The organism is Burkholderia sp. 9779_493, assembly GCF_015712215.1.
GTDB classification, from domain to species: Bacteria; Pseudomonadota; Gammaproteobacteria; order Burkholderiales; family Burkholderiaceae; genus Burkholderia; species Burkholderia cenocepacia.
Window position 1 is genome coordinate 1 of sequence record NZ_JACCQA010000021.1, and the last position, 20,466, is coordinate 20,466.

General features: G+C 63.4%; 16 protein-coding genes and 1 pseudogene. 10 read left to right on the top strand and 7 right to left on the bottom strand.

The window, feature by feature from the left end; genetic code table 11:
* The first annotated feature begins 36 nt into the window (after positions 1–36).
* From H0X95_RS21730 to H0X95_RS21755, 6 genes are all read left to right on the top strand, one after another.
* Positions 37–447, top strand: a complete 411-nt coding sequence (locus H0X95_RS21730; protein ID WP_059722525.1) for a TIGR02594 family protein — start codon at positions 37–39, stop codon at positions 445–447.
* Positions 448–986: 539 nt separating this feature from the next.
* Entirely contained in the window at positions 987–3,539 is a 2,553-nt protein-coding gene (locus H0X95_RS21735) for a type VI secretion system Vgr family protein (protein ID WP_011548261.1), read from the top strand.
* Between the two features lie 10 nt (positions 3,540–3,549).
* Entirely contained in the window at positions 3,550–4,353 is an 804-nt protein-coding gene (locus tag H0X95_RS21740) for a DUF4123 domain-containing protein (protein WP_048988734.1), read from the top strand.
* Positions 4,354–4,385: 32 nt separating this feature from the next.
* A complete protein-coding gene (locus H0X95_RS21745; protein WP_196446221.1) occupies positions 4,386–6,962 on the top strand; it encodes a T6SS effector BTH_I2691 family protein in 2,577 nt (858 codons plus the stop codon).
* Positions 6,963–6,974: 12 nt separating this feature from the next.
* Positions 6,975–7,943, top strand: coding sequence for a DUF6708 domain-containing protein (locus H0X95_RS35990; RefSeq protein WP_011694664.1), 969 nt, complete (start codon positions 6,975–6,977; stop codon positions 7,941–7,943).
* On the top strand, positions 7,940–8,224 hold the full coding sequence (locus H0X95_RS21755) for a PAAR domain-containing protein (protein ID WP_080403566.1): 285 nt from the start codon (positions 7,940–7,942) through the stop codon (positions 8,222–8,224). Before H0X95_RS35990 ends, H0X95_RS21755 begins: the two co-directional genes overlap by 4 nt.
* 362 nt (positions 8,225–8,586) lie before the next feature.
* Here the strand turns inward: H0X95_RS21755 and H0X95_RS21760 are convergent.
* From H0X95_RS21760 to H0X95_RS21785, 6 genes and pseudogenes are all read right to left on the bottom strand, one after another.
* Positions 8,587–9,021, bottom strand: a pseudogene (locus H0X95_RS21760) (transposase); the annotation flags it as partial.
* Positions 9,022–9,096: 75 nt separating this feature from the next.
* A complete protein-coding gene (locus tag H0X95_RS21765) occupies positions 9,097–10,539 on the bottom strand; it encodes an efflux transporter outer membrane subunit (protein ID WP_059722528.1) in 1,443 nt (480 codons plus the stop codon).
* An 18-nt stretch (positions 10,540–10,557) separates the two neighbouring features.
* Positions 10,558–12,132: a DHA2 family efflux MFS transporter permease subunit gene (locus H0X95_RS21770; RefSeq protein ID WP_006484370.1), complete on the bottom strand. Its 1,575-nt coding sequence runs from the start codon at positions 12,130–12,132 to the stop codon at positions 10,558–10,560.
* Between the two features lie 13 nt (positions 12,133–12,145).
* Positions 12,146–13,240, bottom strand: coding sequence for an HlyD family secretion protein (locus tag H0X95_RS21775; RefSeq protein ID WP_059722530.1), 1,095 nt, complete (start codon positions 13,238–13,240; stop codon positions 12,146–12,148).
* A gap of 64 nt (positions 13,241–13,304) precedes the next feature.
* Positions 13,305–13,736 (bottom strand): MarR family winged helix-turn-helix transcriptional regulator, encoded by a 432-nt coding sequence (locus tag H0X95_RS21780; protein ID WP_006491751.1) that lies wholly within the window; start codon positions 13,734–13,736, stop codon positions 13,305–13,307.
* Between the two features lie 109 nt (positions 13,737–13,845).
* Positions 13,846–14,766, bottom strand: a complete 921-nt coding sequence (locus H0X95_RS21785; protein WP_059722532.1) for a LysR family transcriptional regulator — start codon at positions 14,764–14,766, stop codon at positions 13,846–13,848.
* A gap of 96 nt (positions 14,767–14,862) precedes the next feature.
* Between H0X95_RS21785 and H0X95_RS21790 the strand changes: the two genes are divergently transcribed.
* From H0X95_RS21790 to H0X95_RS21800, 3 genes are all read left to right on the top strand, one after another.
* A complete protein-coding gene (locus H0X95_RS21790) occupies positions 14,863–15,291 on the top strand; it encodes a MarR family winged helix-turn-helix transcriptional regulator (RefSeq protein ID WP_059722534.1) in 429 nt (142 codons plus the stop codon).
* A gap of 202 nt (positions 15,292–15,493) precedes the next feature.
* Complete coding sequence (locus tag H0X95_RS21795) at positions 15,494–16,741, top strand: aconitase X (protein ID WP_059722535.1); 1,248 nt, start codon at positions 15,494–15,496, stop codon at positions 16,739–16,741.
* A complete protein-coding gene (locus H0X95_RS21800) occupies positions 16,734–17,183 on the top strand; it encodes an aconitase X swivel domain-containing protein (RefSeq protein ID WP_059722537.1) in 450 nt (149 codons plus the stop codon). Before H0X95_RS21795 ends, H0X95_RS21800 begins: the two co-directional genes overlap by 8 nt.
* A 13-nt stretch (positions 17,184–17,196) precedes the next feature.
* Here the strand turns inward: H0X95_RS21800 and H0X95_RS21805 are convergent, their stop codons facing one another.
* Positions 17,197–18,279: an AraC family transcriptional regulator gene (locus tag H0X95_RS21805; RefSeq protein WP_059722539.1), complete on the bottom strand. Its 1,083-nt coding sequence runs from the start codon at positions 18,277–18,279 to the stop codon at positions 17,197–17,199.
* A 75-nt stretch (positions 18,280–18,354) separates the two neighbouring features.
* Here H0X95_RS21805 and H0X95_RS21810 point away from each other — a divergent pair, with 75 nt between their 5' ends.
* Positions 18,355–20,388 carry an NADPH-dependent 2,4-dienoyl-CoA reductase gene (locus tag H0X95_RS21810; protein ID WP_006484351.1) on the top strand — a complete coding sequence of 678 codons (2,034 nt, stop codon included), beginning with the start codon at positions 18,355–18,357 and terminating at the stop codon, positions 20,386–20,388.
* The last annotated feature ends 78 nt before the right edge of the window (positions 20,389–20,466 follow it).

Genomic DNA, 20,466 nt, shown 5'->3' on the forward strand with positions numbered 1-20,466 from the left:
CCTGAGAGCAAAGTGAAAGCCGCCCACCCACCCTGGATGCCCGTCGCGCTGGCCGAACTCGGCATCCGCCGCCACCCGCCGGGCAGCATCAACCCGCGCATCGTCGAATACAACAACCAGACGAACCTGGTCGGCTACGACGACAAGATTTCTTGGTGTTCGTCCTTCGTGAACTGGTGCATGGCGCACGCCGGATTCCGCGGCACCGGCTCCGCGCTCGCGCGCTCGTGGCTCGAATGGGGCAAACCGCTGGAGCGCCCGGTCTACGGCTGCATCGCGATCCTGACGCGGGATGATCCGACGAGCTGGAAAGGGCACGTGGGTTTCTACCTGCGGCACGACGCCGAACACGTTCACCTGTTCGGCGGCAACCAGCTGGAAGAGGTTCGGGAACTTGCGTATCCGTTGCATGAGGTGATCGGCTATCGTTGGCCGGCCATCGAATGACCGTGCAGCGGTAACACACAACAATCCAGAACAAGGAGCCCGCAGTGCAAACCGGCAATCTCCGCCTCTACGCGGATGCGCAATACAAGAGCCATTATGCGATGTCGGTCTTCGTCGCGCTCGAGGTTGCAATGCTCCATAAAATTTGGCTGGCCTGTTATTTCTAACAGGTCTTTCCTCTCAGTGGAAACGTTTATCTACAAAATCGAGTAACTCAACACGGTTGCTCGGAGACCGATTTAGCGTGCATTTTGTAGAATTGCACATGCTCCTGAAGGAGGCGAAGCGATCGGGCGTTTCAATCCTGGATAGTGAAGGGGTCGGTCCGCTGCTTGTTTCGGCGTTAATTGCTGTAAGAAATGCCCTTGTTGTCGATGCGAAAGATTAGAAAGCATTGAAACATAAAATGATGTCGGTTGCCGGGAGACTGTTTTTACGTTTGTTATCAAAGCGGATAGGTCGTTGTGGCAAAATCTCTTTCGACCTTTCGCGCCGCCTCCGATGCGCGTTCATTTTTTCCTCCAGAGGAGATATTCGAAATGGGTAGGTTGCCCAATTCGTTGATGCTTGACGCGGGTATCGAGCAGACGAACCGAGCGCTCGTCCTGGAAACGCCCCTCGGGGCGAAGGTGCTGTTGCCGCAACGCGCCATGGGCGAATCGCGCGTGGGCCGGGATTTCGAGCTCACAGTGGACGTCGTGTCCCGGGAGCGCGCGCTTCATTTGAAGAAGCTGATGGCGCAACCTGTCACATTATGGGTGCGTCAAGCCGACGAGTCGTACCTGCCTTGGCATGGCTACGTCCATGCAACGCGACGCCTCGGAGCGGACGGGGGACTCACTTACTATCAGCTTTCGTTTTCGTCGTGGATGCGCTTTCTGCAGTACCGCAAGGACGCGCGCATTTTCCAGGACCTAACGACCGCCGACATCCTGACTAAAGTGTTCAGCGGCCATTCGCCGGCGCGCGGTCATTTCCGGCTCGATGTGAAAGACCCGGGCGCGGTTCGCTCGTACTGTACTCAGTACGAAACCGACCACAATTTCGTCCATCGGTTGATGGAGTCGGAGGGATGGTTCACGTATGTCGAGCATGCAGAGGACGGTAAGTCGCATACGATTGTCGTGACCGACGACCTCTTCAATTGCAAAGCGCTCGCTACCCAGCGAGTACCGTTCTATCGCGGCGACCGAGACGGCCAGGCTGGCACACTCGTCGAATGGAGCGGCGAGCGTACGACGCAAAGCGTCGGATATGCGTTCAGCACAGCGGATTACAAACGTCCGGCACGCACGTTGCAGCGGGCGGACCGGTCCACGGTTGACCAAGGCGATATCCCGCAGGAGTTGGAAGTCTACGAATACGCGGGCCACTATAGCTTTCCAGTCACCGGCGAGTCCTACGACCGTGGCGAGCGCGCTATGCGAATTCGGCTGGAAGAGATGGCCTCGCGCAGCAAACGGTTTTTCGGGGTGGGCAGTGTTCCGTGCATGGACGCCGGTCGATGGTTCACGCTCGAAGACCATCCCGAGCACGACGCAGACAAGCCTGAGGACCGCGAGTTCGCGATTCTTGGCGTGCGTTGGGCTATCCAGAACAATCTGCCGTTGGGCAACAGCCGCCCCTTTCCGGGTAGCCTGCAGCGACGCCTGTCGCGTCTGCGTGCCGAATACAAGGACCGGCAGGCCGCATTCGTATCGAAGGACCCGTTAGGCAATGAAAGTTTCGTGCTGGCCGAAATCGAGGTCCAGCGCCGCTCGGTGCCATTCCGCAGCCCGTTCGAGCACAGAAAGCCGGTCATGCATATGCAGACCGCCACTATCGTGGGACCGGCGGGTGAGGAGGTGTACACGGACGAGTTGAACCGGGTGAAGGCTCAGATGCACTGGGACCGTCTGGGGAGCAATAACGAGACGTCATCGTGCTGGATGCGGGTAATACTGCCGCACGCCGGCAAGGGATTCGGCGGTGTGTTCGTCCCTCGAATCGGGCAGGAAGTGGCCGTCAATTACCTCGACGGGGATTGCGACCGGCCGGTCGTCAGTGGGGTGCTCTTTCACTCTGTCAACACGCCACATTGGCATTCGAACGGCCTGCTGTCCGGTTTCAAGTCGCAGGAGTACAGCGGTCAGGGTTTCAATCAACTCGTCTTCGACGACTCCACGTCGCAGAACCGGGCGCAGCTTTTCAGCTCGACGGCGAATTCATATCTTCACATCGGCTATCTCATCGACCACAGCGGCAATACGCGCGGCAACTACCTTGGCACTGGCTTCGAACTGAAGACCGAGGCGTCAGGCGCCCTGCGGGCCGGACGCGGGCTCTACGTATCGACCTACGCCCGCGGCGGCACGTCGAGTCAGCCGCTGGATGTGAAGGAAGCTACGCAACACCTTATCGATTCGAGCGGCGTGATTCAGCATCGCTCACTCGCTGCTGCTGACGGCCAGGCCGAGACCCTGGACGATGCACAGGACGCCATCAAGGACTTCGCTGCGACGACGCAGAGCGATGCACAGGGTTCTATGGCGGGCGGCAGGACAGCGGGTGGCGGCACCGGAAGCGCCAATGCGTTTTCGCAACCCGTCATGTTGCTTGCGAGCCCGGCTGACATGGGCCTGTCGACACAGAAGTCGCTCCACGCAGCAGCTACCCAGCACGTCAATTTGGTTAGCGGAGAGAGCACCTACGTTTCGGTGGCGAGGTCGTGGATTGCCAGTATTGGCGAGAAATTAAGCTTCTTCGTGCAGAATGCCGGTATCAAGCTGTTTGCCGGCAAAGGCAAGGTCGAAGTGCAGGCGCAGTCGGACAACATCGAACTTACGGCAGACAAGACTGTAAAGGTCGTGTCCACTTCCGATTCGGTGAACGTTACAGCCCAGAAGGAAATCACCCTTACCGCCGGCGGCGCATCGATTCGCATCGCCGAAGGTAAGATCTTCATCCATGCGCCGGGGCTGGTCGAGGTCAAGGGCAGTCCGCTCATCTTCGATGGCCCGGCGGGCGATAGCGCGTCGGCGCAGCTTGCGCCTTCAAAGTCGTGCGCCCAGCAGTTCGCAGCCGCGGCCCAGGCCGGCTCGGCACTCGTGTAGGGCGGTCGGTATGGTTCACTACGTTATCGTCGAAGTCGTGAACGGGAAGCCCGAGTTGCCTGGTGTGCCGCCGGTCTATGAAGTCGGTGAGTTGGTTCCCGCGGCGCGTCCCGAACTCGAGGGTGTGGCTCCCGTGCTTTACTGTGCCGAGCATCCCGAGCTGCAATTGCCAGCGTTGAGAGAGCGCGCCGAATCGGACCTGGAGAATGGCTTGCCGCCGGTCGTTTGCGCCATTGTCGAATGCGGCAAGGCGACGGGCCGGCTGCAGCAACATCTGTCGAACCGGTTGTTACTACAGGCGCCGACTTCGGGTGATGCGGTCTTCCGCTACTACGACCCGCGCGTGTTTCCGCACTTGGGTCGCATCTTGAAGGCCGAGCAGATGGATGCGCTTCTGGGGCCGGTTGCAACGTGGACGTACCTCGACCCCGTGAGCGGCTGGACGGTGGTCAACGGCGCGGCCGAACCGGAAGCCGCCTTCGCGGTTACTGCGGACCAGCACGCACGAATTGCGCGCATCGAGTTGGTTCAACGCGGGCTTGACCTACTCCGTTGCAATGGTACGGCGCCTCGTCCCGATATGTCGGCGCTGCTCGACGCGCAACTTGCAAAAGGAGAGGCTCACGGGCTCGCCGGTGGGGACCTGCTTGCTTTTGCACTTCACGGCACACTCGTTTCCCCCTGCTTTGACCGTCACCCGCGTGTTCGGGCCATTCTGCAGGCGCCGCGGAAAGGCCCGTATGCTGAAGCGGTAGCGAACTGGAGCGCGGCAGACTGGGAAGCGATTGCTCGCGAGAGCCTCCAATATCAATGAGCCCGGGTGGCGGCACGAGAGAGAGATAAAGAATGGCACTCGACACGAATTTTGCGAGTATTTCGCAGCTCACGCAGTCCGCGATGCAGACCAGTTCGCGTGCGCCGAATTCATGCAACATGTGCAAGAAGAAGGGATTGCCGATTCTGCCTGTCCGCTACGGGGTCGTGGCCAACTCCAAGGCTCACAGCTCTGCTGGCGCGATGTCGCTCATGGGCGGAAAGTTTGGCGACGGCGTCGTCGGTATCGCGCTCAAAAAGGCAAAGTACACGCTGCGCACCCTGCGCTACGGCTATGTGTATATCTTCTATCCAAAGACACAGCGATGGCAGATATACGCGGTTACGGCGGAAGGATATTTGTACGACTATCCGGTCGGCATCAAGCTCGACCGTAGTTTCGAGAAACCGTTCAGCTGCCACCAACCTGGGCATGCGCAACTGGCTCAATGCATCACCGTTGAAGACGCAGAACATGCCGGAACCGTGTATCTGGCGTTCAGCGATGAGCTTTGGACACAGAAAGTCCGAGACACCTACGCGAAGAACTTCATGGGTTGTCGTGACAAGCGGATGCAGAAGTTCGATGCAACCGCCTGGTATAACGGCAGCATGAACCAGCCGCACGCGGATAGCCTGGACCATCTCGAGGGGCTACTGAGCGAATACAAGGGCGGTCGTCCCGATGCGCTCGTTACCGGTTGCTTTCCGTACCATGACCGTGCCGGGCAGCAGCCGGCCTTGAAAAAGGCGATGGATTCCATACTGCCGGACAAGGGGCTGTTCTTCGCGTTGTGGGACCCGGTTGGCATCACGCAGGAACTCAATTTTGAGCAGCGCGTTGCTTTCGGCGCAGCGCTGGCGCCGTATGAACACGGAATATGGACCTCCAGCGCAATCGACGCGCTGCAAAAGGCGGTCGCGGTTTCGGCGAAAGAGGACGTGGAACGTGCCGCCGGCATGCTGGAAGCCAATACTTATGAGGGCATGGGCCTCGGGGCTCTGTTCGATGGTGGCAAGGCGCTCGAGAAGCGGCTCAAGAGCATTGAGGCGCAGAAGGAGTCTGAACTTGCAACAGCTGGACCGGAGGCATGGAAGCCCTACACGACCCACTATCGGCAGCAGGCTATCGTCGACTTTCGGCAACAGATGGCGAACGCGATGAAGTCGGAGCAGGCGAGCACGCTTATACCGCTGTCGCAAGACCATCAGGCGTGGCTGTCCAGTTCAGCATTGCTGAACGTTTTCGAGTCGGATTACGAGCCGGGAAGCTGGAGATGTGGGCTGAACTATACCAACACATTTACGCGATGCATCGAAGGCTCGGCTGACCGCAAGAATGCCGTCGATGTGCTCGTCAAATGGGCTAAAGGCAACGTATCCGATACCCGTAATCCGCTGTTGCGGGCGTTCGTCCTAAACAGCCCGGTGCTGGCTGAGAAGGTCAAGGAGGCGTCCGGCTATCCGTACATGGAACTGAGGGAGTTCGTCGCGAAGCTCATAGAGTCGTACAGCAAGATAGAGGGCGTGGAAGAGTCGAAGGATAAGGGCGTCAAAGTTGCTGTTGCGAAGGCGTTAGCATGGCTTCTCCATGAGACAGGTGGGCCCGTGGCCGAAGCTATCAGCGCGAGTGTAGATACGGCTGCAACCAAAGTGCTGTATGCGACTCTGTGCATGCGAACGAAACAGCTGTTCGAGTTTAAGGTCGTATACGGTTCGGTAAACCAATGGGTGAACTACATCGCCCGTCAGATGCAGGAAGTGATGCCGGGCCGGCAGAAAATCAGTGTCCAGGACCTGAAAAAGCAGCTTCAGGACAAGGCCTCCGTAGGCGGAGGCGTAGACGCGGAGATCAAGGCGAAGCAGTTCGTGCCAGTCGAAAGCCCGGCGACAGAGGCCGCTGCCCTGGCTGGCGTCAAAGCCAAACCCGGCTTCGAGAAATTGGCCAGTGCGACGTTGACACCCGACGTGGTCGAGACGATTTTCATGCCGAAATTTAGGCTCATGACGAAGGGGGAGCCTGGGTTTGCGGGCATCGGGGCGATATTCAGTGCTATCAATCTTCGCTTTGCTCGGGAAGAATTGAAGAAGGCGAATCGGTTCAATCAATCGGAGGCCGGCATCAAGTTCAACAACGCCATTGGTGGACTCGTGGCGAGTGTTGCGCAATATGGTTCGGCTGCAATTGACACCGTCGGAAAGGCTGGGGCTCAGTTGGGTACAGGCTGGCTTCGACTAGAACGTTTCCTCAACGTCGCGGGGAGGTACGGCGGCGCGGTGGTTGGGCTCGTGTCTGCTGCGATTGACATCTATCATGCCGTGCAGGATTTCAAGGAAGGTAATGTGACGATGTTTATACTGGATGCCGCATCAGCGGTTGTCGGTCTTGCCCTCGCTTACTCTGTCATATTCCTTTCGGCATCCGCTGCAGCGGTCGTGGCCCTGCCGCTTCTGCTTATCGCTGCCCTTATTGGTATCCTCATCAACTACTTCAAGGGTAAGGAAGTGGATGAGTGGCTTGAGCGATGTTTTTTTGGTCTGAAAGAGGCCAAAGAGCGGTTCCCCACTCTGGCCGAAGACCAAAAGGCATTTACGGCAATGCTTTCGTGATGGAGAAAAAAGATGGCATTTGACGGACTCTCGTGGTACCGCCTGAACCGGCCGGTCAGCGAGGAGGAGCAGGCTGCCCGCCTCGCAATCGGACAGCCTGCGTCTGACACGGCTAAGGATGAGCGTTCAGTATTCTCGATGAGCGATACTTGCCTAGAGGTCCGAGACGGAAACTATTCGGAGAAGGGCTGGGGGGTCTTTGCGTTTATGTTACCGGGGCTCGGTTCGTTGGCATTCACGGCGGCCCTTCTTTGGATGATGACTCATGTACCTCCTATCTACGAGCAGCGGGGACAACTGGGGCTCATTTATGGAGTGCTTTCGTTTTTCTTGTTTGTCGCGCTCGGTTTCTCGGGAATTGGCATTTGGGCATTGACACGCGACTGTTTCAATTACACCTGCAAGCCCGTCCGGTTTAACCGGCGTGACCGGATGATTTACGCGTTCAAGCACAATGGCCCTGGCGGGGTTGTATCGGTACCCTGGGATAGCGCCTTCCTGTACGTCGAACGCAAACCCAGAAGCGGCCCCACGCGCACGGCGCCGCGCGTGGTTCGTTGCCTGGTTCTTGACGACAAGGGGATGGTCAAGGATACATTCTCGATGGGAACGCGAGTTGTCCTGTCGTCCGATGAGGGAAGCGTCGGGGGACAGGAGGTCATGAAAGTCCTCTACCAGGACTTTGAGTTCTACCGGCGATTTATGGAAGAAGGCCCCGCTTCGCTGCCCCCGGTGACCGAGTTCCTGCCGAAGGGAGCCTCCCTGCGCAATTCGCTGAGGTTGAATTTCGACGGAACCTCGGGCCTACTTAAGTCGGGCAATCCGATAGTGTGGCTGGTGGTGGCGGTCGGGGCACTTCCCGCATTCTCTCAATCCCTATTGCATTGGCTCGCCCAACTGACTTGCCGCGAACCGGTATGGCCGGACGATATCGAGCGGGCGTGCAATGCTGCGACGCCATCCAACGGCCTTACAGCATGAGCCGACGGTTCATTCGTCAGGGCGATAAGACCGACCGCAACGGTGTTGTGGTTGACGGTATCGCCGGCACCTCGTTGCAAGGCCAACCTTTCGCTTATCTGGGCGCCCCGGTTCAATGTCCCGCCTGTGGCACGACGGGTGTCATCATAAGCGACGGCTCGCCACGTGCGATGACGATGATGGGTAAGCAGGTCGCATTAGAGAACGATTTGTGCCAATGTAAATGTGAGCCACTGCCAAAGCTGATTTCGTCCCAGGCTCTCGGTTCAATAAAGACATGACGGCGCGTCGCTGCCTGTTGCAGGGCAACGGGCGCGGTTGTTGAAACGTATCAGCCACGGGCTCGTTGCCGCTCGCGATGAGTTGTACGGTCATTTCCTATCATGATGCGGACGATTGCAGGGGTGGCGTGCGCAAGATGTTTGATCCGCTTGATAGCCATATAGCCGATGGCGTGCCAAGGCGACGGCGCATGACCGTGAATGGCCACCTTCGCAGTGGATGACCATCGGTACGATTTCTATCGGTAGGGCTTCGACAAAGGAGTGAATCGCCTGAGCCTGCTCCGCGGTGAACGTGCGGGCGAGTTTGTCCCGCGGCCTCTTCGATAGATTCGGGTTCAGGAAATCGGTGTCCGCAAAGCTCAGTGGCCGCAGATGGCCCTGAATCAAGCGTACGCTCATGCCGCGCGCATACATGCTGATGACGTGATCATCGAAGCCGGGCAGCCGGCATTGATACTTGCCGGCCAATTGCCGTTCGAACGTTGCCTGCCGGTCATGCGGAATATCCAGCTTCAGTTCGCCGTTGGGGCGTGAGGAACGTCTTGGTGCGGGTGCCATTGCGGTTGCCGGCCTTGCCTTGCTCGGTCCCGGCTTCCGGATGGTGGCTCATCTCGGCCGCGAGCATGCGCTCGGCCAACCGCTTCCCGAGCTGGCCGGCCAAGCCCCGATTCGCCCCAGGATCGACTCGGCGTTCTTGCCCTGAACCTGGGCAAGCAACTGATCGTCAGTTCGTCGGGAAACACCTTCGGCGCCTTCGGATTCTTGCTTTTCTTGATCACTGTTGCATCGGTCATAGGACGTTAGTTCCGTTATCGTTTCATGACCTCGGCACACTAAAAGTCTGACAGGCTCCCGCATCGTGATCCCACCTAGTTCTTTGCCACAGCTTCGGTTTCCGCCCGCGGTCCACCCGCCGCCTCATTCCTGCTCCACCCACCCCCAAGCGACCGATACAACGCCACCGCCGCGAGCGCATGTTCGCGCTTGACCTGATTGAGCGAGTCCGAATCCCGCAAATAAACCTCCTGCGCCGACAGCACATCCAGAAAATCCGTCGCGCCGCCCTTATAGAGCTGATTCGCCAGCCCGAGCGCTTTATCGGAAGCCGCCAATGCGCTACCCAGCCTTCGCGTCGCCTCATCGGAACTGACGAGATTCGCACGCGCATCCTCGACTTCCCGCAGCGCTTGCAGCATCGTCTGCCGTAACCCGAGTTCCGACTCGCGCATCCGGCTTTCGCTCTGCGAGATATCGGCGGTAATCCGCCCCGCGTTGAAGATCGGGCTCGTCGCACTCAGTGCCGCGCTGAACAGGTTATCGGTCAACGTCGGCAGCCCGAGATAGGAAGCCGCCAGAATCCCGTCTGTCAGGTTCAACGAAAACTTCGGATACCGCTCGGCCTTCGCCACGCCCACCTGCGCTGCACGCCGCTCGACCTGTGCATAGGCAGTCAGCACATCCGGCCGCCGCAACAACGCCTGCGAAGGCAACGTCCCCGGCGCGCCAATCGGCGGCGCGGGAATCTCCCCGGCCTGCGCCAACACGAGCCGATCGACCGATTCCGGCGTCCGCCCCGAATACACGGCGATCAGATTGAGCTGATGCGAAATCTGCGCCTGCGTCGGCGGAATCCGCGCCTCGAGCGCGTCGAGCTGGTTCTGCGCACGTGTCACGTCGAGCTCCGTCGACAGCCCGAACGCCTGCCGCTTGCGTGTGAGTTCGAGCGCATGCTGGCGGATCTTCGCGTTGTCCTGCAGGATCTTCAGTTCCTGCTGCGCCCAGCGCAGATCGACATACGCGGATGCCGCGTCGGCCGCGAGAGCGAGGCGCATCGCATCTTCCGCGTGCTTTTGCCCGACCAACTCCGCTTGAGCGGCCAGCAAATCGAGCCGTTCACCGCCGAACACATCGGGCGACCAGCTCAGCGCGAGCCCGGCCCCAGCCTGCCGCACATAACCGAGCGGCGGCGGCGTGTTCTGCCGCGCGTCGGCCGCATGCGCGGTCGCGTCGAGTTCGGGCAGCAGCACCGCGCGTTTCTGCACGGTCAGCGCCTGCGCCTGCTTCACGCGCTCGGCGGCGGCCTGCAGATCGAGATTGCCGTCGAGCACGGTCGCGATCAGCCGGTCGAGCACGGGGTCGTGGAACTGCGCCCACCAGGCGGCCGCGTCAATGTCCGCGCGCGGCACGTCGGTATCCCACGCGCTGGGCGCAAGCGTCTGAACGGAGTCGTTCAGCGCCGGATGCTGCGCGGGCTGCACCGCACAGCCGGCGGCGAATGCGCTGACGGCCAGCGCGACGAGTAGCTTCTTCATGATGATGATCCCTGGGCCTCAGTGCGCGTCCGGCGGCGGCGCGTTCAACGTAATGGGTTTGGAAAACACGACGGCAAGCAGCGCGACGACGAAGCACAGCGACAGCGCGTAGTACGCATCCGCATAGGTGAGCGTCAGCGCTTCGCGATAGATCAGCCGATGCAGGTTCGCGAGCCCGGCCTGAGCGGTGTTCAGCGTATTGCCGGCCACCGATCCCCAGTACGCGGCCTGGCGATCGAGCAGCGACGCGACCTGCGGCTCGCCGGCGCTCACGTGTTCGTTCAGGCGCAAGTAATGAAAATTCAGCCGGTCGTTGAGCATCGTCGCGCTCACCGCGATACCGATCGCGCCGCCGAGGTTGCGCATCAGGTTGAACAACCCGCTCGCCGATTTCAGGCGCGACTGCGGCAGCGAGCCGAGCGCCATCGTCACGATCGGCGGCACGCTGAACTGCTGGCCGATGCCGCGCAGCGCCTGCGGCAGCAGTAATTCCTGCCAGCCCCAGTCGTGTGTGATCGGCGTGTACAGGTAGCAGCCGAGGCCGAAGCAGATGAGCCCGAACACGAGCAGCGCACGCATGCTGACGTAGCGCGCGGCAAACGCATACGCGCACAGCGCGATCAACTGGAACGCGCCGACCGACAGCAGCGCGATACCGATCTGCAGCGAGCTGAACGCACGCACCTGCGCGAGAAACAGCGGCGTCAGGAACACGGTCACGAAAATCCCGATGCCGGTCACGAACGACAGCAGGCTGCCGATCCCGAAGTTGCGCACGGCGAGCGCGCGCAGGTCGACGATCGGGTCTTTCGCGGTCAGCGCATGCACGATGAACAGGAAGCCGCAGATGCCGGAGAGCCACGCGCAGATCACGATCGCGTCGTCGCCGAACCAGTTCTTGCGCGGGCCTTCCTCGAGCACGTATTCGAGGCAGCCGAGGAAGCCCGACATCAGCACGATGCCGAGATAGTCGCCGCGCTTGATGAGGCTGAGATCGGGCGCGTCGATATGCACGTAGCGCGGCACCAGCGCGGCTACTGCGATGCCCGGCACGAGGTTCAGGTAGAACAGCCAGTGCCACGACCATTGATCGGTGATCCAGCCGCCGATCACGGGGCCGATCGCCGGCGCGAGCGATGCGAGCGCGCCGATGGTCGTCGACGCGATCAGCCGCTGCCTGCCGGGGAACAGCACGAACGCGGTCGTGAACACGGTCGGGATCATCGCGGCGCCGAGCGCGCCCTGCAGCCCGCGAAACAGGATCATCGAGTTGATGTCCCACGCGAGCCCGCACAGCATGCTGGTGATCGTGAAGCCGACGGCCGACGCGGCGAACAGCCAGCGCGTCGACATCACCTTCGACAGCCAGCCCGACATCGGGATCACGATGATCTCGGCGATCAGGTACGCGGTCTGCACCCACGACAGTTCGTCCTGGCTCGCGGACAGCCCGCCACCGATGTCGCGCAGCGACGACGCGACGATCTGGATGTCGAGCGTCGCCATGAAGAAGCCGACGCACATCAGCGCGAACGCGAACACGCGCTGCCTGGTCGGTTGCGACGCGGGGTCGCCGGAAAACGCGGTGGTCATCGTCGGCTCCCGCTCAGTGCTGGTGGTCGGTATGCACGGTCACGACCGCGGACAGGCCGGGGCGCAGCACCTGCTCGATACCGGGCTGCGGATCGAGATGCACGCGCACCGGCACGCGCTGGACGATCTTCGTGAAGTTGCCGGTCGCGTTCTCGGGCGGCAGTACGCTGAAGGTCGCGCCGGTCGCGGGCGCCAGGCTGTCGACGCGGCCGTGCAGCCGCGTGCTCGACGCATCGAGCGCGACGTCGACGCGGTCTCCCGCGCGCATCTTGCGCAGCTGGTCTTCCTTGAAGTTCGCGTCGATCCACAGGCCGGAGGCCGGCACGACCGTCAGCAGCGGCACGCCGACGTTCGCGAGCATCCCGACGCGCCCCGTGCGGTTGCCGACGTAGCCGTCGACCGGCGAGCGGATCGTCGTGTATTCGACGTTGAGCGCCGCGACGCGCTGCGCGGCGAGCGCGGTGTTCACGCGGGCCCGCGCATCGGCGAGCTGCGCGCCGAGCACGTCGAGCTGCCGCTTCGATGCGAGCAGCGCGGCGTCGCTGCGTTCGACGGCCGCGCCGGCCTTCGAGTAGTCGGCGTCCGCGCGCTCGACGATCTGGTTGGATACGGCGTCCGACTTCACCAATTCGCGGTAGCGCACGCGGTCCGACGCAGCGCGCGTCAGCTCGGCCGACGACGCGTTCTTGTCGGCCGCGTGCTGGCCGATCACCGCGTATTGCAGTTGCTGCTTCGCTTCGAGTTCGGTCACGGCGGAGCGCGCGCTGTCGACTTCGGCGCTGGCCTGCGCGAGCTTCGCGTCGTAGTCGCGCGCATCGAGCTGCACGAGCACGTCGCCGGCCTTCACGCGCTGGTTGTCGGTCACGAGGATCTTGTCGACGAAGCCGTTGACCTTCGGTGCGAGCACGGTCACGTCGCCGCCGACGTACGCGTCGTCGGTGCTTTCCTGGAAGCGCAGCACGAACAGCCAGTCGAGCGCGGCGGCCACGACCACGACGACGACGGCGCCCACCGCGATGCGCATCCACGGTACGCGGCGTTGCTGCTTGGCGGGCCGCTCGGTTGTGGCTGCTTCGCGTGACGAGGCAGCGTCTTGGGTCGTATCCATCGATTCACCTATGTATATGCACTTATTAAAGCGATCGACGGCACGACGTCGATCGGGGAAAGGGTTAGCGTTCCGGCAGGTTGTGCGTGATGCGGAACAATTCGTCTCTCAGTCGGGCCGCCTGCACCGACCCGAAGCACCGCTCGAACGCTTCCTGCGCGGCGAGCCAGTGCACGTGCGCATCGGCCACCTTCGTTTCGCCGTGCGCGGTCAGCGCGAAGGTCTGACCGCGGCACGGTGGCTCGATCCGCCCCGTCACCAGCGCCGCGCCGACGAGCGGCTTGAGCGCGCGCAACAGCGCGGTGCGTTCGATCACCAGCACGTTCGACAGCGTCGCCATCGTCAGGCCGGGCCGTTCGCGCAGCAGCGCGAGGATGCTGTATTGCGACGGCGTGACGCCCGCCCGCGACAGGTAGCGCTCGTAGAACTGCGAGATCCGCCGGGCGGCTTGCCGGACCGCGAAGCAATCGTCATCGGTGAGCGTGGTCTTGTGCATGTGCACATGTTAGGTGGCGACGCGGCGCGAAGCGAGGGGCGCGGCGGGATCAGATTGGTGTCGTGGCTGTATCAATCGGCGTCGGAAACGCGCATTCGCGCGCCCGGCGTCACGCCGCTGCCGGAACGATCCAGCCTTCGCGGTCGCAGTACGCGGCCGTGTAGTCGATGAACGCCTTCACCTTCGCGGGCAGCAGCGCGCGGTTCGCGTACGCGAGCTTGATTTCGACGAACGCGTCGACGAGATCGGCTTCTTCCAGCAACTGCACGAGCGCGCCCGATGCGAGTTCGGCCTGGACGAGCGTTTTCGGGACGACGCCGATGCCGAAGTCGTGCATCACCATTTCGCGGTTGAACACGGGGCTGTTCGACGAGATGTCGAAACGGAACGGCACGGTGAGCATGTCGCCGTCGACCCGGAACGACAGCGCCGGGCGGCGCAGCGACGGCGAGATCGGCACGAACGCGTGATCGGCGAGGTCGGCCGGCGTCTCGGGGCGCGCATGCGTCTGCAGATACGCAGGCGTCGCGACGATCACGACCGGAATGCGCTCGACCAGCCGCACGACGGTCGATTCGCTCGTCAGCATGTACGGCACGACGATGCCGATGTCGTAGCCTTCGCCGACCAGATCGACCGGGCGCTCGGTCAGCGTGACGTCGAGGCGCACGTTCGGATGCGCGCGCTTGAAGCCGGCGATCAGCGGCACGAGCCGGTTCAGCGCGGCCGTCGTATGCGCGACGAGGCGCAGCAGGCCTTCGGGCTCGCGCGTGTGCGTCTGCGCTTCCACTTCCAGCGCGCCAAGTTCGTCGAGCACGGCCGCGCAACGCTCGTAGATGCGCTCGGCCGTTTCGGTCAGCGACACCTGGCGGGTCGTCCGGTGCAGCAGCCGGCTGCCGAAACGCGCCTCCAGATCCGCGACCGCACGCGATACGACCGGCCGTGCGAGGCCGTGCATGTCGGCGGCGCGCGTGAAGCTGCGCATCTCCACCACCGACCGGAAGATGCGCAGCTTGTCGATGTAGTCCATGTCGGTCTCCTTGACGCGATGGCCGGCCGCCGGCCGCTCGCTGTTACGGCGGAGTGTACATTGACTTTATGCATATGCACATATAAATTGCCGAACATGAACGACACCTCGATTGCCCAGGCGTGCAACTGTCTCGCGCTGCGTCAGGCGGCGCGCTTCGTCACGCAACTGTACGAGCGCCATCTGGCCCCGGTCGGCGTCACGCCCGCCCAGTTCTCGATCATGGCGAACCTCACGCGCCACCCCGGCCTCCTGATGAGCGAACTTGCCGACATGCTCGTGATGGACCGCACGACCTTGCTGCGTGCGCTGAAGCCGTTGCAGCGCGACGGTTTCGTCTCGACGGCGGCGTCCGAGCGCGATGCGCGTGCGCATGCGCTGCACCTCACGAAGCTCGGCGAGCGTACGTTCGCGCAGGCAAAAGTCGCGTGGCAGGCCGCGCAGGACGAATTCGACACGCAGTTCGGCCGCGAGCGCGCGAAGGCGTTGCGCAATGAATTGTTCAGCCTGACGGCGGAACGGTAGGCGGGGCTGGCGTGGTGGCGTGGCGATCAACTGGCGCGAAATTCAGGCCATTGGTCGGCTTGGAAGTAGTCGATTGCTGGAATTGGTTTTAATGATGTCCGGTTTGATGGTGATCTGGACAGTTTTTATTTCCAGTTGTAGAGTCCTCTGACTGATTTCACGAACCGGCGCCGCCGCCGGTACGCGTCACGAGGAGCAACCGATGCTGCAGTTGAGTGACCGCGACGACGCCATGTTGCGCGGGGATTTCGGCGACGGCGTCGCCCGCGCGATGCGGATCGTCGCGCGCACCGCGCAGGTGATGTCCGCGCCGCACCTGATCGACATTACGTCCGCCCATATCGACGGCTGTCTGTATCACGGCCAGACGAGCCTCGACTTCGTCGACTATTTCGTCGACACGGGCGCGAAGGTCGCGGTGCCGACCACCTTGAACGTCGGGTCGCTCGACCTGATCCATCCCGAGCTGTACCACGGCGACCGCACGATCCAGCGCGATGCGCAGCGCCTGATGGACGCGCATCTCCAACTCGGCTGCGAATCGAGCTTCACGTGCGCGCCGTATCAGCTGAAGAATCGTCCGGCGAAGGGCGAGCAGATCGCGTGGGCCGAATCGAATGCGATCGTGTTCGCGAACTCGGTGCTCGGCGCGCGCACGAGCCGTTACGGCGATTTTCTCGATCTGGCCGCCGCGATCACCGGGCGCGCGCCGTACGCGGGGCTGCATGTCGACGCGAACCGCGCCGCGCGGATCGTGTTCAATGCGCCCGATTTCAGCCGCCTGCCGTCGCGCGACATCTATTTCGCCGCGCTCGGTTTGGCGGTTGGCAAGGTCGCGAGCGCGGTCGTGCCGGCGATCGTCGGGTTGCCGGCGGACACCACCGAGGACGAACTCAAGGCGCTCGGCGCGGCCGCCGCGTCGAGCGGGGCCGTCGCGCTGTTCCATGCGGTCGGCGTGACGCCCGAGGCGCCGACGCTCGACGCCGCGTTGCACGGCCGCGCCGCGCAGCGCACGGTCGATATCGCGATGGCCGATCTCGACGAGATTCGCCGCACGCTGAATCACGGTGCGGCCGGCGACGCGCTCGTCGCGGTCGCGCTCGGCACGCCGCATTTTTCGCTGGCCGAATTCCGCACGCTCGACACGTTGCTCGACGCGTTCGACGGCAAGCCGGCGTGCGACTTCTACGTGAACACGAGCCGCTTCATTCTGTGGGAACTGGAGCAAGCCGGCCTCGTGGAGAAATTCGCCGCGCGCGGCATCCAGATCGTCGTCGATACCTGCACGTACATCACGCCGGTGATGAAGCAACTGTCGGGGCTGGTGATGACCAACTCGGGGAAATGGGCGTCGTATGCGCCCGCGAACATCGGCGTGACGGTCGCGTACGGCAGCATGCGCGAATGCGTGCGCTCCGCGTACGAAGGCAAGGTGCGATTCGATGACTGAAACGACGGGCACATTCTTGACGGGCGACACGCTCGTGCCGGGCAGCGCGTGCGCGCGCCCGTTCATCCTCGACAAGCCGCTGAGCTTCTGGGGCGGCTACGACTCGGGCGCGGGCCGGATCGTCGACCGCGGGCATCCGCAGGCCGGCGCGAGCCTCGCCGGCAAGGTGATGGTGATGCCGCACGCGAAGGGTTCGAGCTCGAGCAGCAGCGTGCTCGCGGAAGCGGTGCGCAATGGCACGGGGCCGGTCGGGATCGTGTTGAAGGAGCGCGATTTGATTATCTCGATCGGCGCGATCGTGGCCGCCGAGCTGTATGCGATCGCGGTGCCGGTGGTGTGCGTGGGCGACGATGTGTATGACGCGATCGTCGCCGCAACGGGCGACGTGCGGATCCAAGCGGGCGAGGGCGACGGCGGCGCGCGGATTCATATCGGCCGCTGACGCGCGGCGCGCGTCATGCGCGTGCCGCTCCCGCAGCCGCTTCCCGGAACGCGCTCGGCGTCTGCCCGGCCCAGCGCCGGAACGCACGCGTGAAGTTCGCCGGGTCGGTGAATTGCAGCCGCTCGGCGATCGTTTTCAGATCGAGATCCGACGCGGCGAGCAACTGCTTCGCGTCGCGAAACCGCGCTTCGTCGAGCAATTGCCGATAGCTCGATCCGGCTTCCTCCAGCCGGCGCCGCAGCGTGCGCGTCGACACGAGCAGCGCATCGGCGAGCGTGTCCGGCCCCGGATAATCGCCGGCGGCGCGCGCCAGCTCCGCGCGCACGCGCTCGACCAGATCGCCTTCCTCCTGCCGCACCTGCGCATATTCGCGCTCGACCTGCACGAGCGCCTGCCGGTGCGCGACCTCGTCGGCGAGCGGTAGCGGCCAGTCGAGCGCATCGCGCGCGATCCACAGCGCGTTGGCCGCGCAGCCGAATGCCACCGGCGGCAACTGGTCGCGATAGCGCGCGAAATACGCGGGTTCCGGCCATGCGAATTGCAGCGTGATCGGCGGCGACGCGCGGCCCGACCATTGCGAGATGTTCTGTGCGAGCCCGGTCAGCACGAATTCGAACATCACGTGATGCTGGAGGACGGGATTCGCCTGCACGCCGTGCAACTCGAGCGTCGCGCCGCGTTCGTCTTCCGCATAGGTCAGCCGGTACTGGCGATTGCGCATCCGGAAGTAACGCTGCGTGACCGACAGCGCTTCACGGATGTCCCGCGCGGTCAACGTCGCATAACCGAGAAAGCCGTGCACGGTCGGCTTCAGCAGCAGCCCGAACGCGAGCCCGATGCCCGGATCGCCACCGATTTCGATCGCGTTGAGCACGAGCCGCCCCCATTGCGACGGCGCGACGCGCGCGTCCGGTTCGGCCAGCACCGCGTCGCGCAGGCCCGTGCCGGCGCGCACGGCCGCCAGGTCGACGCCGCGCGCGGCCAGCGCCTGCAGCAGCAGGCGCGTATAGGCGACCGGAATCGTCGGCCGGCGTAGCCCGAGGCGATCCTTGCGAGACGGGGAAGTCATGTCGATTTGGCCGGAAATGACAAGCATTATGGCTGTTTGCCCCCTCACGTTCAAGGCAGCGCGCGCCTACGATGGCAGCCATCGCTTATTGGCCGACTCATCATGACGACACCCTTTCCCCACTTGCTCGCCCCGCTCGATCTCGGCTTCACGACGCTGAAGAATCGCGTGCTGATGGGCTCGATGCATACCGGCCTCGAGGACAGCCGCAAGACGCTGCCGCGCCTCGCCGAATATTTCGCCGAACGCGCGCGCGGCGGGGTCGGCCTGATCGTGACGGGCGGCTTCGCGCCGAACGTGGCCGGCTGGACCAAGCCGTTCGGCGGCACGCTGATGACGTCGGCCGCCGCGCGCCGGCATCGCGAGATCACCGGCGCCGTGCACGCGGAGGACGGCAAGATCGCGCTGCAGATCCTGCATACGGGCCGCTACGGTTATCACCCGTTCGCGGTCGCGCCGTCGAAGATCAAGTCGCCGATCTCGCCGTTCGCGCCGCACGAACTGAGCGCGCGCGGGGTCGAGCGGCAGATTCGCGCGTTCGTGCGCTGCGCGAAGCTGGCCCGCGAAGCCGGTTACGACGGCGTCGAGATCATGGGCTCCGAGGGCTACCTGATCAACCAGTTCATCTCGATGCATACGAACAAGCGCAGCGACCAGTGGGGCGGTGCGTACGAGAACCGCATCCGCCTGCCGATCGAGATCGTCGAGCGCACGCGCGAAGCGGTCGGCCGCGATTTCATCCTGATCTACCGGCTGTCGATGCTCGACCTGATTCCGGACGGCAGCGACTGGCGCGAAACCGTGCAGCTCGCGAAGGCGGTCGAGCGCGCGGGCGCGACGATCATCAACACCGGGATCGGCTGGCACGAGGCGCGCGTGCCGACGATCGCGACGTCGGTCCCGCGCGGCGCGTTCGCGTGGGTGACGAAGAAGATGAAGGGCGAAGTGGGCATCCCGCTCGTGACGACCAACCGGATCAACCGGCCCGAAGTGGCCGAGCAGATTCTCGCGGACGGCTGCGCGGACATGGTGTCGATGGCGCGGCCGCTGCTCGCGGATGCCGAGTTCGTCGTCAAGGCCGCGCAGGGCCGGGCCGACGAGATCAATACCTGCATCGGCTGCAACCAGGCGTGCCTCGATCATGCGTTCAAGAACAAGATTGCGTCGTGCCTGCTGAATCCGCGTGCATGCCACGAGACCGAGCTGAAATACACGCCTGCGTCGCAGCCGAAGCGTATCGCGGTGGTCGGCGCGGGGCCGGCCGGGCTCGCGTGCTCGACGGTGCTCGCGCAGCGCGGCCATCAGGTCGACCTGTTCGACGGCGCGGCCGAGATCGGCGGCCAGTTCAACATGGCGAAGCGGATTCCGGGCAAGGAAGAGTTTCACGAAGCGCTGAATTACTTCGGTCGGCAAGTCGAGCTGACCGGCGTGAAGCTGCACCTGAACCGCCGCGTCGACGCGAGCGACCTGATCGCGGGCGGCTACGACGAGATCGTGCTCGCGACCGGCGTCGCGCCGCGCGACCCGAAGATTCCGGGGCAGGACGGGCCGAACGTGCTCAGCTATATCGACGTGCTCGCGGGCAAGCAGCCGGTCGGCCGGCGGGTCGCGGTGGTGGGCGCGGGCGGGATCGGCTTCGATGTCGCCGAATATCTGGTGCAGGACGGCGAGTCGCCGGCGCTCGATCTGGACGAATGGAAGGCCGAGTGGGGCGTGACCGACCCGGCCGCGACGCGTGGCGGCGTGACGCGGGCGCAGGTGTCGGCGCCCGCGCGGGAAGTGACGTTGCTGCAGCGCAAGGCCGCGCCGCTCGGCAAGGGGCTCGGCAAGACGACCGGCTGGATTCACCGCGCGACGCTGAAGATGAAACAGGTGAAGATGATCGGCGGCGTGAACTACGAACGGATCGACGCGCGCGGGCTGCATGTGTCGTACGGCGAGCAGCGCACCGATCACGAATTGATCGAAGCCGATACGATCGTGCTCTGCACGGGGCAGGAGCCGCAGCGCGCGTTGCTGGCGCCGCTGCAGGCGGCCGGGCGCTCGGTGCACCTGATCGGCGGCGCGGAGCTGGCCGCCGAACTCGATGCGAAGCGTGCGATCGATCAGGGTGCGCGGCTGGCGGCGCGGTTGTAACGGGCGGCCGTTGCGGCGGTCGATTCGGATGATCGTCGCGTGGCGATGATCAGTGTGCGCGACGGTTGGCGGACTGAT

Bases quoted from the DNA above. Each gene is read 5' to 3' on its own strand.
- H0X95_RS21810 (WP_006484351.1), top strand. From the start codon at position 18,355: ATGACGACACCCTTTCCCCACTTGCTCGCCCCGCTCGATCTCGGCTTC.
- H0X95_RS21735 (WP_011548261.1), top strand. From the start codon at position 987: ATGGGTAGGTTGCCCAATTCGTTGATGCTTGACGCGGGTATCGAGCAG.
- H0X95_RS21800 (WP_059722537.1), top strand. From the start codon at position 16,734: ATGACTGAAACGACGGGCACATTCTTGACGGGCGACACGCTCGTGCCG.
- H0X95_RS21765 (WP_059722528.1), bottom strand. From the start codon at position 10,539: ATGAAGAAGCTACTCGTCGCGCTGGCCGTCAGCGCATTCGCCGCCGGC.
- H0X95_RS21795 (WP_059722535.1), top strand. From the start codon at position 15,494: ATGCTGCAGTTGAGTGACCGCGACGACGCCATGTTGCGCGGGGATTTC.
- H0X95_RS21745 (WP_196446221.1), top strand. From the start codon at position 4,386: ATGGCACTCGACACGAATTTTGCGAGTATTTCGCAGCTCACGCAGTCC.
- H0X95_RS35990 (WP_011694664.1), top strand. From the start codon at position 6,975: ATGGCATTTGACGGACTCTCGTGGTACCGCCTGAACCGGCCGGTCAGC.
- H0X95_RS21775 (WP_059722530.1), bottom strand. From the start codon at position 13,240: ATGGATACGACCCAAGACGCTGCCTCGTCACGCGAAGCAGCCACAACC.
- H0X95_RS21755 (WP_080403566.1), top strand. From the start codon at position 7,940: ATGAGCCGACGGTTCATTCGTCAGGGCGATAAGACCGACCGCAACGGT.
- H0X95_RS21730 (WP_059722525.1), top strand. From the start codon at position 37: ATGCCCGTCGCGCTGGCCGAACTCGGCATCCGCCGCCACCCGCCGGGC.
- H0X95_RS21740 (WP_048988734.1), top strand. From the start codon at position 3,550: ATGGTTCACTACGTTATCGTCGAAGTCGTGAACGGGAAGCCCGAGTTG.
- H0X95_RS21785 (WP_059722532.1), bottom strand. From the start codon at position 14,766: ATGGACTACATCGACAAGCTGCGCATCTTCCGGTCGGTGGTGGAGATG.
- H0X95_RS21770 (WP_006484370.1), bottom strand. From the start codon at position 12,132: ATGACCACCGCGTTTTCCGGCGACCCCGCGTCGCAACCGACCAGGCAG.
- H0X95_RS21790 (WP_059722534.1), top strand. From the start codon at position 14,863: ATGAACGACACCTCGATTGCCCAGGCGTGCAACTGTCTCGCGCTGCGT.
- H0X95_RS21805 (WP_059722539.1), bottom strand. From the start codon at position 18,279: ATGCTTGTCATTTCCGGCCAAATCGACATGACTTCCCCGTCTCGCAAG.
- H0X95_RS21780 (WP_006491751.1), bottom strand. From the start codon at position 13,736: ATGCACAAGACCACGCTCACCGATGACGATTGCTTCGCGGTCCGGCAA.